At 41.5% G+C, this 13,793-nt stretch carries 14 protein-coding genes; 7 read left to right on the forward strand and 7 right to left on the reverse strand.

The genetic code is table 11. The features are described 5' to 3' along the window. The first annotated feature begins 41 nt into the window (after positions 1 to 41). A complete protein-coding gene (locus tag LF817_RS06425; RefSeq protein ID WP_253934957.1) occupies positions 42 to 878 on the forward strand; it encodes an STAS domain-containing protein in 837 nt (278 codons plus the stop codon). A 568-nt stretch (positions 879 to 1,446) separates the two neighbouring features. On the opposite strand, the gene LF817_RS06430 is transcribed toward LF817_RS06425, so the two are convergent. Continuing rightward, a complete protein-coding gene (locus LF817_RS06430) occupies positions 1,447 to 2,448 on the reverse strand; it encodes an NADP-dependent oxidoreductase (RefSeq protein ID WP_253934958.1) in 1,002 nt (333 codons plus the stop codon). Between the two features lie 107 nt (positions 2,449 to 2,555). Here LF817_RS06430 and LF817_RS06435 point away from each other — a divergent pair, with 107 nt between their 5' ends. Together LF817_RS06435 and LF817_RS06440 are read left to right on the forward strand one after the other, a co-directional pair. Next, positions 2,556 to 3,260: a GNAT family N-acetyltransferase gene (locus tag LF817_RS06435; RefSeq protein WP_253934959.1), complete on the forward strand. Its 705-nt coding sequence runs from the start codon at positions 2,556 to 2,558 to the stop codon at positions 3,258 to 3,260. A gap of 110 nt (positions 3,261 to 3,370) precedes the next feature. Beyond that, entirely contained in the window at positions 3,371 to 4,150 is a 780-nt protein-coding gene (locus tag LF817_RS06440) for a DUF4037 domain-containing protein (protein WP_253934960.1), read from the forward strand. A gap of 48 nt (positions 4,151 to 4,198) precedes the next feature. Here the strand turns inward: LF817_RS06440 and LF817_RS06445 are convergent, their stop codons facing one another. Together LF817_RS06445 and exaC are read right to left on the reverse strand one after the other, a co-directional pair. Further along, complete coding sequence (locus tag LF817_RS06445) at positions 4,199 to 4,570, reverse strand: DUF779 domain-containing protein (RefSeq protein WP_253934961.1); 372 nt, start codon at positions 4,568 to 4,570, stop codon at positions 4,199 to 4,201. 333 nt (positions 4,571 to 4,903) lie between these two features. Continuing rightward, positions 4,904 to 6,424 (reverse strand): acetaldehyde dehydrogenase ExaC, encoded by a 1,521-nt coding sequence (gene exaC / locus LF817_RS06450; RefSeq protein ID WP_253934962.1) that lies wholly within the window; start codon positions 6,422 to 6,424, stop codon positions 4,904 to 4,906. 234 nt (positions 6,425 to 6,658) lie between these two features. On the opposite strand from exaC, the gene LF817_RS06455 reads away from it, so the two are divergent. Further along, on the forward strand, positions 6,659 to 7,534 hold the full coding sequence (locus LF817_RS06455) for a 5'-3' exonuclease (RefSeq protein WP_253934963.1): 876 nt from the start codon (positions 6,659 to 6,661) through the stop codon (positions 7,532 to 7,534). Positions 7,535 to 8,341: 807 nt separating this feature from the next. Here LF817_RS06455 and LF817_RS06460 read toward each other — a convergent pair. The 4 genes from LF817_RS06460 to LF817_RS06475 all read right to left on the reverse strand — a co-directional run bounded on the left by LF817_RS06460 (position 8,342) and on the right by LF817_RS06475 (position 11,730). Further along, entirely contained in the window at positions 8,342 to 9,604 is a 1,263-nt protein-coding gene (locus LF817_RS06460; protein ID WP_253934964.1) for a helix-turn-helix domain-containing protein, read from the reverse strand. Between the two features lie 159 nt (positions 9,605 to 9,763). Continuing rightward, positions 9,764 to 10,396 carry an SDR family oxidoreductase gene (locus LF817_RS06465; RefSeq protein ID WP_253934965.1) on the reverse strand — a complete coding sequence of 211 codons (633 nt, stop codon included), beginning with the start codon at positions 10,394 to 10,396 and terminating at the stop codon, positions 9,764 to 9,766. Positions 10,397 to 10,466: 70 nt separating this feature from the next. After that, positions 10,467 to 11,411: a PD-(D/E)XK nuclease family protein gene (locus LF817_RS06470; RefSeq protein ID WP_253934966.1), complete on the reverse strand. Its 945-nt coding sequence runs from the start codon at positions 11,409 to 11,411 to the stop codon at positions 10,467 to 10,469. Beyond that, positions 11,404 to 11,730 carry an MGMT family protein gene (locus LF817_RS06475; protein ID WP_253934967.1) on the reverse strand — a complete coding sequence of 109 codons (327 nt, stop codon included), beginning with the start codon at positions 11,728 to 11,730 and terminating at the stop codon, positions 11,404 to 11,406. Before LF817_RS06475 ends, LF817_RS06470 begins: the two co-directional genes overlap by 8 nt. Before the next feature lie 89 nt (positions 11,731 to 11,819). On the opposite strand from LF817_RS06475, the gene thiD reads away from it, so the two are divergent. From thiD to LF817_RS06490, 3 genes are read left to right on the forward strand one after another with little or no spacing between them, the layout of a single operon-like run. Further along, positions 11,820 to 12,632 (forward strand): bifunctional hydroxymethylpyrimidine kinase/phosphomethylpyrimidine kinase, encoded by an 813-nt coding sequence (thiD, locus tag LF817_RS06480; RefSeq protein WP_253934968.1) that lies wholly within the window; start codon positions 11,820 to 11,822, stop codon positions 12,630 to 12,632. A gap of 2 nt (positions 12,633 to 12,634) precedes the next feature. Further along, positions 12,635 to 13,285, forward strand: coding sequence for a Type 1 glutamine amidotransferase-like domain-containing protein (locus LF817_RS06485; RefSeq protein ID WP_253934969.1), 651 nt, complete (start codon positions 12,635 to 12,637; stop codon positions 13,283 to 13,285). A 28-nt stretch (positions 13,286 to 13,313) separates the two neighbouring features. After that, positions 13,314 to 13,769, forward strand: a complete 456-nt coding sequence (locus LF817_RS06490) for a regulatory YrvL family protein (RefSeq protein ID WP_253934970.1) — start codon at positions 13,314 to 13,316, stop codon at positions 13,767 to 13,769. Positions 13,770 to 13,793: the final 24 nt, after the last annotated feature.

A 13,793-nucleotide genomic window follows, 5' to 3' on the forward strand; every position in this document is an offset into this window, starting at 1 on the left:
CATATTATAGAGGTAAAATGATTGAAGGAGACCCCCTCATTATGAAAGAAGAACTGAACTATATTGGAAATAAAATAATAGAAGATTCCAAGACGCTGGCAGAGCAAGTAGAAAACTTTGAAAAGGATGAGTATGTTCTTAGTCTTGCTAATTCATCTCTTTCACGAGAGGAAGTCCTGGCTTGGAGGGCCCAGATGTTCATATTCATGGGTGAAGCCCTGATTGAAGACTATGAATCAGTGAAAAACAGGGTGATTGCATGGACGAAAGAAGTTGGGGAAAAAGCTATAGAAAGCGATGTCCCTTTGAATGAAACTATTGCTTTAATGGGGGCATATCGTAATATCCTGTGGCAGACATTTGATAGGGAACTGCAGGAAAACCGGTTCGCTGCGATTACAGTATTAGATGTAAATAAACTAGTTAACCCTTTACTTGATGAAGTCATTTTTCAATTCAGCCAGTTGTATATCAGGTATAACAATCGCAAGTATCAAAAAGCTCAGGATAAGCTGACAGAGTTGTCTGTGCCTGTTGTTCCTGTAGCAGAACGTGTGGCTGTATTGCCAGTGGTCGGTGAAGTGGACGAGGATCGGGCTCAGCTTATTATGGAAATGTCTCTTCAGAAGAGTTCCCATTACCAATTAGAGTATTTACTTATCGATATTTCTGGTGTACCGAAGATTGACGTAAGGGTCGCACATAATTTGCTGCAGATCGTCCAGTCCTTAGAACTTGTAGGGGTTCAAACAATTTTAACAGGGCTTCGGCCGGAAATTGCCCGCTCGGTCGTCGCGATGGGCGTTAATTTCAGTAAAGTGAAAACACGAGCTAATTTAAAGCAGTCCCTAAGCGAAATAGGAATAGGGGGCTTATAAGCTCCCTATTCTTGAAGGCTTAGTTTCGAGATGTTCGGATTGTTTCCTTTACTAAGAAATAGTGCTTGAAGGTCTGGGAAATCACTCGCTTTCCATGGGCGTACGGTGAGCTTCCTCGGGCTAAAGCCCTCCGGGATCTCACCCTGTACTGTTTTCCCATAGGAGTCTCGCAATTTCCCAGACCTTCTTGCTTTTATGAGAATAACGGAAACACCTTATGCGGTGCTTCATTTAAAAAATAACTTTTTTTGAGTGATAACCTGGTAGAAGATGCTTGAAACTACCTTAAAGTACAGGGGACTAAAGTACTGAAATTTAATGCTTCTAATAGTATTAAGAAAGTTCTTATCCAGGCGATTTCGAGAAGCAGTTATATGGTGGAGCGCCATTCCCCGCCTCACCGATCCTCTCTTCAAACATCTCGAAACCAACCCTAAAAAAGGAAATAGAGTAATTTTTTAAGGTCTCTTCTCTTTTGGAAGGGAATTAGAAAAGCTCCTTAAGAAAAACAAGGCTGCCCCTAAAAGTCCATTTCTTAGACTTTTAGGGCAGCCTCATTACATTATCATTATTCAGGATCCGCAACTTTAACTAATTGTTTTCCTAAGTTTTCACCCTTGAATAGACCGAAGAAAGCGTCTGGAATTTGCTCGAAACCTTCTTGTATAGTTTCTTCATATGTCAGCTTACCATCTTTCACCCAACTCGAAAGGTGATCGAAACCTTCTTTGAAACGATCCTGGTAATCTCCTACAGTAAACCCTTTGACGAGTGCGCTCGCTTTGATTAAATGCATGTGGATCCTAGGACCCTGGTCATTTGGTGTGTTGTAGGAAGAGATTGCTCCACACTGGATGATTCGCGCAAATTTATTTAGCAGAGGATAAAGAGCATCAGAGATCGACCCACCAACATTGTCAAAGTAAACATCTACTCCGTTAGGACAAGCGGCTTCAAGTGCTTCTTTCACATTTTCTTTCTTATAATCGATCGCCACATCTACACCTAGCTCTTCTTTCAAGTAGCTGGTTTTCTCATCCGTTCCTGCAATACCGACAACACGACAGCCGTAAATCTTACCAATTTGTACTACCGCAGAACCAACAGCTCCGGCAGCTCCTGATACAACAAGAGTTTCACCTTCTTTAGGCTGACCGATATCAGTCAATCCAAAATAAGCAGTAAGACCGGGCATGCCAAGAATTCCTAATGAAGTAGTAACGGGCCCAAGTGAGGGATCGACCTTTCTTACGCTTTCCGCTTTAACTGTAGAGTACTCTTTCCAATCAAGGCTTCCAGTTACGATGTCACCTTTTTCGAATTCTGGAGAATTGGATTCTGTCACTTGCGCAACTGCACCGCCTGATATCGCTTCATTTAATTGAAATGGTGGAATATAGGACTTTCCTTCATTCATCCGGCCTCTCATATAAGGGTCTACAGAGACATAGAGCGTTTTAAGTAAAAGCTCTCCTTGTTGTGGCTCAGGTATATTTGTATTCATAACTTTCAAGTGATCATGGTTCGGGGTTCCTTCTGGTCTCTCAACTAATTGTATTTCGCGGTTCATAAGTATCGACTCCTTTTAGTTTCTTACCTATTCATTGTATATCGCTAAACGTTCATATTAAAATAATTGGCTTGGAAATAGACAATACACATAAAGGAGTGGGGATTATGGATGAGCGAGTGAAAGTAGTAGAAGGGGAGAATTCCCTAATCTATGAAGATATAGAGAAGCTCTCTGACAATGAGATTATCAACATGTTAAGGTGTCATTCAGCTTCGTTGACCACGTATATTTCAGTGTTGATCACTCCAAAACGAGCTGTCTCTTTAGATGAACCTTTTAAAAAACTTGGTTATGAATATGTAGATACTACAGTTTTTGTTTATAAAAATCTCGCGGACCACCGGGTTGGACAATCATCGTCTATAACATTGAAACCATTAAAAGAATTTTCAGAAGATCTCTTTGTGAAGATTTGGGGAGAGGTAATGGAAGGATCATTGAATTCTTCATCTTCATTGAGCGTCGAAGGGCATATGGCCAGCTTGAAAAAAGAAATAGGAGAAGACTATCAAACCAGTTGTTTACTAGCTTTTGAGAATGACACCCCCATAGGTGCAGTCATCCCGCATATTGAACCTGGAACAGTGGGAGAAGGACGCTTATTTTATATTGGAATTCTCCCCGGATTTCGCGGTTATGGAAGGGCTAAATACGTGCATGCCCTCGCCTTGGAATCGTTGGAAAAGGACTTTAGTGCGACTCATTATATAGGAGCTACGAGTCACAATAATATCCCTATGCTGAAGGCGTTTACTCATAACGGTTGTAAAGAGCTCGTAAGGAAAAGAGTATATAAGAAAAAAATATAGTGACCGTGGGAAAAAGAAGTATTTTTGTAGATAGCCATATTGGTAAATATTTGGTAAGGTGAAGGTAACCATTACGGAATCTTTATATCCTAAAAGTTTGGAGAGAGCCAATGACGCTAAAAGAGTTAGCAGCTAAAGCAGCAGAAGTCTATAAGGACAATCCTAAAGTTGAAGCAGTCTATATTGCTGGATCTATTTCGAGAGAATGGGAAGACGAACACTCGGACATTGAACTGCATGTGTTGTGGGGAGAGGGTCCTTCGGAAGATGATCGAAGAATTCCCGTGGAACGTTTGAATGGGAAAATGATCAGCTTTTATGAGTATGAAGATGAAGAGTGGTCAGAAACCTATGAAATGGAACAGAAAAAGCTAGAAATGAGCCATTTCCTGACTCAAACAGTAGTTCGTAAAATTCAAAAAGTAACCAGGGAATTTCAAGTGGATATTGAGGATCAATGCATCGCGGCTTCCGTTCACTTTGGCATCCCTCTATATGGCGAAGAATTACTGGATGGACTTAAGGCAAAAGTACTCGTGTACCCCGAAGCGTTGAGCCATAGTATGATTGAAGCCCATTCTAATTTAGGTCCCCGGTGGAAGCATCGTCACACTTTGCTGGAAAGAGAAGATTGGCTGATGTTTTATTCTTTGATGGCTTCTACTCAAGAAAAAGTCATGGGGCTTTTATTTGGATTGAACTGCATGTACGTCCACCATCCAGCTTACAAGTGGCAAAAACAAAGTCTGGAACTGATGAATATAAAGCCCGATCAATTAAAGGAACGGTTGGAAAGTGTATTTCTTTCCAGTCCAGCAAAGGGATTAAAAGATTTAGAGTCTGTTGTTGAGGACTTACAGATACTGGTTGATGAAAGAAAAGATACGTAACCATAACAATCCCCCTGATCCACTGAGGAACAGGGGGATTGTCGTGTATTACGAAGGAGCATCTGCTGCGTTCAACTTTTTATACTCTTCATCAGTAAAAGCGCGAGAGCGAGATAAAAAGCGCTTGCCTTCGACGCCCTCTAATGAAAACATTCCACCCCGACCGTCAACTACATCAATGATCAGCTGCGTATGTTTCCAATAATCATACTGCTTTTTATTCATATAAAAAGGTGTCCCGCCAATTTCTCCTAAAAGCACATCTTGACTTCCTACTAATAAATCACCTTCTTCATAGCACATAGGCGAGCTGCCATCACAGCAGCCGCCTGATTGATGAAACATGAGAGGTCCATGTTTTTCCTTCAGCGTCGCAATTAATTCGAGGGCCGCATCGGTAGCGGTCACTCGTTCAACCATAATTGTTCGCCTCCCTTTGAAATCCTTATCTAGATTGATGAATCTCCGATAGTAAGACATTTAATGAGTGAATCGGGCGTGTACTCTCATTGCCCGCCTCCCCTTACTATAGGGCTTCTCGAAATCACTTTCTTTAAAGCCTTCAATCAGTAGCTTATTTAGCCTTAGAAGCTGCCTGGAGCTCTTCCAATCGTATGGTATATGGGGGAAAATGGTGAGACTCCTAAGGAAGATCAAAAAGCCACCATTTTCTCATACAAAAGTCTCGAAACTGAATAGTCAAGATAAAGGAGTTTACATGAATATCAACCTCGAAATTTATCAGAGCCTTTTTTAAAAGAAACCTAGTTTCTGCGGGCTGTAGCTGACGAGTAGGTTTTTGGTTTGTTGGTAGTGATCAAGCATCATTTTGTGATTTTCTCTGCCTACGCCTGACATCTTGTAACCACCAAAAGCTGCATGAGCAGGATAGGAGTGGTAGCAGTTCGTCCATACTCGGCCTGCTTGGATCCCGCGTCCAAATCTGTAGGCTGTATTCATATCCCTTGTCCATACGCCGGCACCTAGTCCGTATAATGTATCATTGGCAATTTCCATTGCTTCTTCGTGGTCTTTGAAAGTGGTAACAGATAGGACAGGTCCGAAAATTTCTTCCTGGAACACTCTCATCTGGTTATTTCCCTTAAACATTGTAGGCTGGACATAATATCCTTCCGCTAAGTCTCCATCCATTTGATTGCGCTCTCCGCCTATGAGGCATTCTGCGCCTTCTTCTTTACCGATATTCAAGTAAGATAGAATCTTATCCAGTTGTTCCGAGGAGGCTTGAGCTCCCATCATCACTTCCGGATCCAGCGGGTTACCGGTCTTAATAGCTTTTACCCGTTCAATAACTCTTTCCATAAATTTGTCGTAAATGGATTCGTGGATGAGGGCTCGAGATGGACAGGTGCATACTTCTCCCTGATTCAAAGCGAACATGACCATCCCTTCAATGGTTTTATCTAAAAAGTCATCATCTTCATTCATTACGTCTTCGAAGAAAATGTTAGGAGATTTTCCTCCAAGCTCTAGTGTAACTGGTATGATGTTTTGAGAAGCGTACTGCATGATCATGCGTCCGGTAGTTGTTTCACCGGTAAACGCGACTTTGTTTATTCTAGGATGCTGGGCCAGTGGTTTTCCGGCTTCAAGGCCGAATCCATTTACAACATTCAGTACACCGGCTGGTAATAGATCTTCAATCATTTCTAGTAAGTATAAGATAGAGGCAGGTGTTTGTTCAGCAGGTTTTAACACGATTGCATTTCCAGCTGCTAATGCGGGTGCGATTTTCCATGTCGCCATAAGAATAGGGAAGTTCCATGGTATAATTTGGCCAACCACTCCAAGAGGTTCTTTAAAATGGTAAGCGACTGTATCGTTATCAATCTGCCCGATCGTACCTTCTTCGGAACGAATGACTGATGCAAAGTAGCGGAAGTGGTCTACTGCAAGTGGAATGTCTGCATTTAACGTTTCTCTTACTGCTTTTCCATTTTCCCACGTTTCAGCTACAGCTAGCTGCTCTAAGTTTTCTTCTATTCGATCAGCGATTCTGTTTAGGATGAGCGAACGTTCGGTAGCTGAAGTCTTGCCCCAGGCATCCTTAGCGGCATGTGCAGCTTCTACCGCAAGCTCAATATCCTCTTCTGTCGATCTCGCTACCTGACAGAAATTTTTCCCTGTGACAGGTGAGACGTTATCGAAATATTGACCTTTGACAGGGGCTGTCCACTTACCGTCAATGAAATTGTCGTAGCGTTCTTTAAATTGTACAATCGATCCTTCTGTGTTTGGAAATGCATATACCATTTGTTGAATTCCTCCCGTTGATCCGCTATTTGTGCAAGCGCTTTCAATAAAGTGTAATCAAAAGGAATGCACTTATTTCGAAAGTATCACTGTATCTGAATTTTGTCAATTATTAGATAATATTGGAGAGTATATGAAATAAAGAGATAAGCGATCAAGAATGACTGAACTCCCGCTTATTTGTCATTTTTGTTATAATAGATTCATATTTACGTTAAAAAGGAGAACTTTATCATGACGACAACGAATAGAATCATGCTGGTAGACGGTATGGCGTTATTGTTCCGTGCCTTCTACGCCACTGCCATGAGCAATTATTATATGATCAATAGCAAAGGGATGCCGACCAATGGTGTTTACGGAATGTTAAAGCACTTATTCACAGCAATTGATACGTACCAGCCTACCCATGTCATCTGCTGCTGGGATATGGGGAGCAAAACTTTTAGAAACGACTTGTTTCCTGACTATAAAGCGAATCGCAGTTCCCCTCCGGAGGAGCTTATCCCACAATTCGACTTGGCAAAAGAAGTAGTCGAATCTTTGGATATTCCGAACGTTGGAACTGTTGGTTATGAAGCGGATGATTGTATGGGAACGTTGAGCCGTGCATACAGTGAACATTCTCAGGTATTCATTTTAACAGGGGATCAGGACATGCTTCAGCTGCTGGAACCGAATATTTCTGTTGTCTTATTGAAAAAAGGATATGGAAATTATGCGCAATACGAAGAGGGTTCATTTTATGAAGAAAAAGGGATTACTCCTCAGCAAATGGTAGATTTAAAAGCATTGATGGGGGATAGCAGTGACAATTATCCAGGTGTTCGCGGCATCGGCGAGAAAACGGCATTGAAGCTGTTGATGCAGCACGAAACGATTGAAGGTATTCTGGAAAACATAGATCAACTGACTAAAGGACAGCGTGCTAAAATTCAACAGGATCTAGACATGCTTCATTTATCTAGAAAACTCGCCCGTATTAACTGTGAGGCTGATGTAGATTGTTCTTTAGAGGATGCTTTGTTTTTCATTGATGAGACCCGGATGGCCAATAAATTTAATGAGCTTGAATTCAAAAATTGGCAGAAAAACATTATTGGTTCATAAATAAAAAGCAGCAGACCAAATCGCATATGAATTGGTCTGCTATTTAGTATGTTAATTTTTATAGTTCAAATAAGAAATTGTAATTTTGTATTAAAATAAATGTGCGGTTATTACGGATTGTTCTTAAACTATATGGCAGGATAGTTTAAGACTTGGTTTCGAGATATTGGGTGAGTGGGTCAGGGCGGCGGGGAATGGCTCGCTTTCCGTGGGAGCGCGGTGAGCTTCCTCGGACGTCCCGTCCTGCGGGATCTCACCAAGCACTCTCTTCCCACAGGAGTCTCCCCATTCCCCGCCGCCCCTCCCTATAGATGTGCTTTCTCGAAATAGTTTAAAAAAGAATCTTCTAAGTAATAGGGAGAGCATTACACTCCATTGATATGGCTATAGCATTTTAGTTATAACACCTGCACTTTAAGGTAGTTCCAAACATTCTTGCATACCACAGTCTCGCGGGTTATCACTCAAGAGCAGTTATTTTTTAAGTGAAGCCGCATCAGTTGTTTCTGCTCTCCTCACAAAAGCAAGAAGGTCCGGGAAATTGCGAGACTCCTATGGGAGAACAGTACATGGTGAGATCCCGGAGGGCGTCAGCCCGAGGAAGCTCACCGTACGCCCATGGAAAGGGAGTGATTTCCCGGAGCTCTTACCTCTGTTAAACATAACGGAAACAGTCCGAACATCTCGAAACTGAGTCTTCCACTAAAGGGATCTTTAGTTTAATGCTGACTGTTATTCAAATTTTTTGCAGTATTAGAACTGACTATTATTACAAGGATTGACTTCTTGTTTGGCAGGGACGCATTTTTATGGAGACTTTTCCAACATAAATCTTCTATATCGATTTGCTTCTTTAAACAATTGGGCACACTTTTTGTACATTCTTTTTTCGTAATAAATGTCCCCCAGAAACTTTAAATACTTTTTGTAATCGCTGAATTCATTAAGCGAGAGAAACTCCGGAAGAATTTCATTCTCAAGCTTTTTTACAAACGTGTCTTCTTTAGTAGTGCCTTCGAGAACACTTTTTAAAATGTGAAATTTATGGATGTATCTTATATCCTTTTCTTCTGCGGCTTTCGCTTTTCCCTGGTTTATAAAATCCCAGCTCCGCCCTTTGTCCTGCTTACAATGATAAACTTTAGCTAGTAAGTACAGGGTGCTTACAGGTGATATATTATTTTCTTCCTTCAATATTAAAGCCGTCTGTAAATGTTCAATTGATTGCTCGTATTTATCGAGACAAATGTAAATATAGCCTAAGTTATGGTGAACTATGCTTTCTTCGAATTTTCCTAAATACTGACCTGCACCTTGCAGCATGTTCAAAAATAACCGCTCGGCTACTCTGTGAGCTCCGAGAAAATTATAATTAATTGCTGATATCATAGTACAATCTGTTACTTTAGAGTAATTGAGGGACTTTTGATAGCCTTCAATAGCCATGTCCGCGTAATAATTGGATTCTATAAACATCAGGAGTCTAGAGTATGTGAGAGAAAGGTGGTAGTAAAGTTCAAAGTCCTGATTCGGTAGTTTGTTCATCATTTCTTCTGCAAACTGAAAATTATTTACAGCTCTTTCGTATTGGAATTGAAAAAAGTAATTGAGCCCGAGTGTCTTATAATAAAGAAAGCGGTATTCGGTAGAGGATTGGGACATGACGTCGTGAAGCTCTTTCGTTACTTTTTTTGTGAGAGGCTCTTCCTTTGTAGTGAGCTGGAATCTTGAATGGATGACTTTGAATAAATTAGACAATTCAATATTCTGGTTATAGTTTAGAAGGTCTTTGCATTCTTTGTGCAGTTTCTCCATGAGGGGAGTATTTTTCAATTGAATCGACTCGTGCCACTTTATGAGCTTTTCGTAAATTTCATCATCAAACTCTTCATTTAAATTTTCCAAATGAATGTTTAATTTCTCACCGAGAAGACGGTACATTTCTTTGCTTGCGCTGATTGTATTATTCTCTATTTTACTTAAATAGGAAACTGAGCAAATACCATCAGCCAACTCTTCTAATGTCATGTCCTTGAACTTACGGTGCTGCTTAATCAATTGACCCTTCATGACGGACACCTCTTCCCCTGTAAGTAAGCATATTATATCAGAATCCCTATATAATTAATAATATTTAATAGGTATATAGACATGCAGTATTGTATTAAAAGGGGAATTTATACAAAAAAGCTGCTAGATTTAACTAGCAGCTTTTAAAAATGAATCATTTTATAAGTTTTTTAAGGCTTCTTCGATTTGAGTATCGCCTGAGATGAGCTCGAATGTTTTATGGTAAGCATTCGGCTCTTGAATAGCAGCGATCATCGTTTTAGCTACATCTGAACGAGGGATTTCACCGCGCTCTACTTTTTCACCAACGTTGATTTTGCTCGTTCCTTCATTATCAGTTAGAGCACCTGGACGGACAATTGTGTAATCAAGCTCTGTTCCTCTTAGATATTCATCAGCCTGCGCTTTCATTTCCAGGTAGGTCTTGAAATTGCCCTCAGCCTGACTGGACTCATCCGCAGACATGGAACTAAGCATGACGAATTTTTTAATTCCCAGATTCTCAGTATGCTTCACTAAGTTGATTGCACCGTCGCGATCAACAGCTTCCGTCTGCTCTGGACCAGTACTTGAACCAGATCCTGCAGCGAAAATTACAGCGTCCATACCTTTGATAGCATGACCGACATCTTTCGTTAAATCGGCAAGTACAGGAGTACCTCCAAGTTTCTCGATCGTGCTCTTCTGTTCCTCTTTACGAACCATGCCATAAGGTTCGTGTCCGTCTTGTTTTAGATATTTTATGAGTAAACGACCTGTATTGCCGTTTGCTCCGGCTACTAGTACTTTCATGACTCAAAAACTCCCTTCGATTATATCTGCATCCATCTATTGTTTAGCCGATTCATACAGGCGTTAAACATCAGGGAGTAGAGGGGAAGCATAATTCCTGATAATTACAGCGGGCGCAGACCCTTGGATCCTCCTGCATCGGAAAATGATCTAAGGGCAAGGGGGCGTTGTGCTGCGGGTCTGATAAAAAGGTCTTCATCTGTTCCATACTGATACCATAAAGCCGTTGAACATTCACCAGGTCATGCTCAGTCAATTGATGGTCAACATGGGTCCCGTCCAGTAAGTATTCGTTTCTGATAACAATATCCTCAAGCGATTCTATATGGTGTTTTTGCTGTAAATATAAAGCATAAAGTGCCAGCTGGTTACGATCTTCATCCGATGATTTACCCGTTTTCCAGTCTACAATCACCCATTTGTCATTTTGTAAATCACGATACAGCAAATCCATCACTACAAAAATTTTCACTCCATCCACCATCATGTATCGGAATTTTTCAGACTCCATAAATCGCATATCTTGTTTGTTCAAGACGTCAGCAAAAGATTGACTGGCAAAAAAATTCTTAACCGTCGTAGACAGACGATCCGTGATTTTTTGGATTTTTCCTTCAGGCAGCGTATTGGTTTGACTGTAATAGATTTCGTGCAGCATCGTATAGTGTTTGGGACGATGCTGCCATAAATGCTCTTTTTTTGTAGATTCGATGAAGCTTCTGTTTAAATGGTGACGGATCTCGTCAACGACTGCTTCTTCATCAGGTATCTCTTTATTGCTTAACACCCGCTGGATGATTTGGTAGATTAAGTCGTGGACAACACTTCCAAAGTGCATTTCCAGATTCGTGATTTTTTTCAGCCGGTACGTTTGTCTGGCCAGTGAATCAGCGTTGCTTAACCAGCCGTTATGTGAAAGGTAATAATCATAAGCATACTTTCTCGAGCAGGTAAGCATTGTTTTATGCCTCGATAATGACCAGGATAATTCCGGATATTTTCTAATCTCAAACATAGTGATCTCCTTGCTTTACTCCAGTATATTGAAACTCCTGTAAGTCGATCTTTTTATTAACGACTACGACGCCTTCTGCTTCAAGAGCGGACTGCTGCTCAAAAGCAGATTCTTCATCTTTTATCGCGATTTCACCTTTCCCGTTGACCACACGATGCCACGGAAGGTTATATTTGCGGCTCATCGTATGTAATACCCTGACCACTTGACGTGCGGCCCGGGGACTGCCGGCTGCCCGGGCAACCTGTCCATAGGTCATGACAGTCCCTGCGGGGATCGATGAAATCACATGAATCACTTGTTGAGTAAAAGGCTTCAAAACGATCCCTCCTCACATTAAATCAACAGCCTTAGTGTAACAAATTTTGGTACAATTCAGCTAAGTCGAATTTGAACGGAGATGACCTATTGAGTATACCACGAGCCTTAACAATAGCGGGATCCGCAGCCCAGGGAAGTGCGGGAATTCAAGCTGATTTAAAAACCTTTCAGGAATTAGACATCTATGGAATGAGTGCCGTCACTGCGATCGTCGCCGGCAACTCAACGACTGAACAAAGGATATTCACTCAACCGGTAGAAGCAGTGGAAGCCCAGATTCACGCCTCTTTTGAACATGTCGGTCCAGATGCCGTGAAAACTGGTATGCTGTTCACCGAAGATATCATTAAACGTACAAGTGAACTTTTAAAGTTCTACGAGGTAAAAAATATAGTAGTCGACCCCGTCATGATCGGGAAAATGGGTTCCCAGCTCCTCCAAGATGAGGCGATCGAAACGCTGATCAAACAGCTGCTGCCGTCAGCAGCAATCATCACACCCAATTTGGAAGAAGCGGCCCGCATACTGAGACAGCCTGTACCAGAATCGCCGGAACAAATGGAGAGGGCCGCCCGCGAGCTTCATAATTTAGGTCCCGAATATGTCCTCATAAAAGGCGGTTCCCTGAAGGATCATCCAGCCATAGATATTCTTTTTGATGGGGAAGAAATGACGACTCTTCAGTCCGAACGAGTCCAGACCATTCATACGAGTGGAGCAGGATGCACGTATTCAGCAGCTATCACTGCAGAATTGGCTAAAGGAAAAACTATGGAGGAAGCAGTTTTCAAAGCAAAAGACTTTGTGACGAGTGCTATTCAGCACGCTCTCTCATTTGAACGGGGGATAGGGTCTACCTATCATGCGGCCTACCGGAAGCATGGGAAGGGGGCTGAGTGATTATGAAGGACCGTCATTTATTTTTGTTTGGCGGCGGCCCGCCAATGACAGATCAGCTGGCCCATAAATTTTCATTGTTGGTGGAAGAGGGGCCTATCGTTATATTGTATTTAAAAAGGAATAATATGGGTATTGAGGAGTATAGTTCAATCTATACCGAGCCCATAGTGAAACATGTGCCGAAACAAGAGTTTATCCTTTTACAATTAAAACAAAGGTATTCTGAAGGAGAAATCGAATGTTTATACAAAGCAAGTGCTGTTATCATTGGCGGAGGTAATTCGGTCAAATATCAGCAGTACGTTGTGCAGACCGAAGTAGGGGAAGTGTTAAAGAGACTCTATGCTCAAGGGACTCCTTTGGCTGGTCACTCGGCTGGAGCGCTGATTGTACCAGACACGTGTGTAATATCAGCTGCAGACAACGAAGAACGTGTCGTATTATTCAAAGAAGGGTTAGGGCTGCTATCCAACCTTGTTCTGTCTGTACACTATTTAGAATGGCAAGAGGAAGAGCATTTAAAACAATCGTTAGAAATGTTGGATGCACCTGAAGGGTATGGAATAGCAGAGCAATCCGGGGTGTATATTCGTAACGAACAGCTTGAAACAGCAGAAGGATATGTGCATGTTCAAAGAAGTTCTTACAGCTGATCCCGAAAGTTAAAAAAGGATGAACATCATGTCGAAGAAAAAACCGTTTAATGAATTAGAAACAAAGACAAAAGTTGTTGTCATCTCAAGTTTATCTTTCATCATTTTATTAGGGATAGCTTTGGTTTTAGGTGTGCTTTTCCTTGGAATGGTCGGACTTTTTCAAGTGTTAGGCGTCACTTATGAATCGAACCGATCTCTCATTCTATTTGGAGTATTGGTTTTTGTTATCGGGGCTTTTTTCGAATTGTTGAGTAAGCTCCTCATCTCATTAAGTTTACGGTATCAGTTCATTAGGAGCCAGAGAGTAAGGGTGAAAATAGCTGTCGATCTGTTAGTTACATGGACCGCTGTTTATATCGTCGATGAAATTGTGGCAAGTGTTAGCATGCACTTTTGGTCACAATGGATATTCGCTTTGCTGCTCGTAGCTCTGGATTACGCATTTGATGATCGGAAACTGAAACAAAAAAAACTCGCTTAGAGAATATTTTCTCTAAAGCGAGCG

The sequence above is a fragment of the Halobacillus sp. A1 genome, assembly GCF_024189295.1.
Taxonomy (GTDB): Bacteria; Bacillota; Bacilli; order Bacillales; family Halobacillaceae; genus Halobacillus_A.

Coding starts and splice junctions, on each gene's coding strand:
- LF817_RS06425 (WP_253934957.1), top strand. CDS start 42: ATGAAAGAAGAACTGAACTATATTGGAAATAAAATAATAGAAGATTCC.
- LF817_RS06430 (WP_253934958.1), bottom strand. CDS start 2,448: ATGAACCGCGAAATACAATTAGTTGAGAGACCAGAAGGAACCCCGAAC.
- LF817_RS06435 (WP_253934959.1), top strand. CDS start 2,556: ATGGATGAGCGAGTGAAAGTAGTAGAAGGGGAGAATTCCCTAATCTAT.
- LF817_RS06440 (WP_253934960.1), top strand. CDS start 3,371: ATGACGCTAAAAGAGTTAGCAGCTAAAGCAGCAGAAGTCTATAAGGAC.
- LF817_RS06445 (WP_253934961.1), bottom strand. CDS start 4,570: ATGGTTGAACGAGTGACCGCTACCGATGCGGCCCTCGAATTAATTGCG.
- exaC (WP_253934962.1), bottom strand. CDS start 6,424: ATGGTATATGCATTTCCAAACACAGAAGGATCGATTGTACAATTTAAA.
- LF817_RS06455 (WP_253934963.1), top strand. CDS start 6,659: ATGACGACAACGAATAGAATCATGCTGGTAGACGGTATGGCGTTATTG.
- LF817_RS06460 (WP_253934964.1), bottom strand. CDS start 9,604: ATGAAGGGTCAATTGATTAAGCAGCACCGTAAGTTCAAGGACATGACA.
- LF817_RS06465 (WP_253934965.1), bottom strand. CDS start 10,396: ATGAAAGTACTAGTAGCCGGAGCAAACGGCAATACAGGTCGTTTACTC.
- LF817_RS06470 (WP_253934966.1), bottom strand. CDS start 11,411: ATGTTTGAGATTAGAAAATATCCGGAATTATCCTGGTCATTATCGAGG.
- LF817_RS06485 (WP_253934969.1), top strand. CDS start 12,635: ATGAAGGACCGTCATTTATTTTTGTTTGGCGGCGGCCCGCCAATGACA.
- LF817_RS06490 (WP_253934970.1), top strand. CDS start 13,314: ATGTCGAAGAAAAAACCGTTTAATGAATTAGAAACAAAGACAAAAGTT.